The organism is Halomonas sp. 141 (genome assembly GCF_002810305.1).
In the GTDB taxonomy this organism is placed as follows: Bacteria; Pseudomonadota; Gammaproteobacteria; order Pseudomonadales; family Halomonadaceae; genus Vreelandella; species Vreelandella stevensii.
The window spans coordinates 1-662 of the sequence record NZ_PINZ01000135.1 but is presented as its reverse complement, the minus strand read 5'-3'; the positions used below and the strand labels follow the sequence as shown (position 1 = coordinate 662).

The 662-nt window shown below is 62.1% G+C and carries 1 protein-coding gene and 1 pseudogene; both read right to left on the bottom strand.

Features of this window, described 5'->3' with window-relative positions; translation table 11 throughout:
• Positions 1–259, bottom strand: a pseudogene (locus CWI66_RS17695) (IS66 family transposase); the annotation flags it as partial.
• Between the two features lie 42 nt (positions 260–301).
• On the bottom strand, positions 302–662 hold a 361-nt coding region (tnpB, locus tag CWI66_RS17690), incomplete at its 5' end, for an IS66 family insertion sequence element accessory protein TnpB (protein ID WP_198517619.1).

The window sequence follows — 662 nt, the reverse complement described above, 5'->3', positions numbered from 1 at the left end:
CCTCTTCCTCATCGACCGCCACCTCGGCCTCGTTGATGAGCAGATCACCCTGTTCGACGCGGTACTTCTCGGTAGAGGGACCGAACCGGCCTTCAATGGCCAGCTTGAGTTGCTCAAAAAGGGACTGCTTGGCGGCTTCCCACTGAGCCTCCTTCTTCTCCATCAGGCGATGAAGACGCGCAATCTCCTCCTGCTGAGCGCGCACTTGGCGCTGCAGTTGGGAGACGCTGACGGAAGGTGTCGAGGCCGGTGAGATCATGCCGCCATTTTACCAAGCGGCGCCGCTGAAAGCAGCAGAAAATCAGCCAACCGCCTGAAAATCCAAGGCCTTATGGGGGCGCATGGCGCTGAGGTCATAGCCATCCAGAAGCCAGTTCAGCTCCTGGCCCGAGAGCGTGACGGTGTCGCCCTCCAGGCGGTCCGGCCACTTGAAGCGCTCCCGCTCCAGGCGCTTGTACCAGACCACGAAGCCGTTACGCTCCCAGAACAGCAGCTTGACCTTATCGCGCTGGCGGTTGCCGAACACGAAGACCGCCTCCTCGAAGGGGTTGAGCTCCATGGCCTCCTGAACCAGCAGGGCCAGTCCATCGATCTGCTTGCGCATGTCGACCGGCTCGCGACACAGGTAGACGCGCAGCCGGGTGTCCGGCCGGATCATCGGG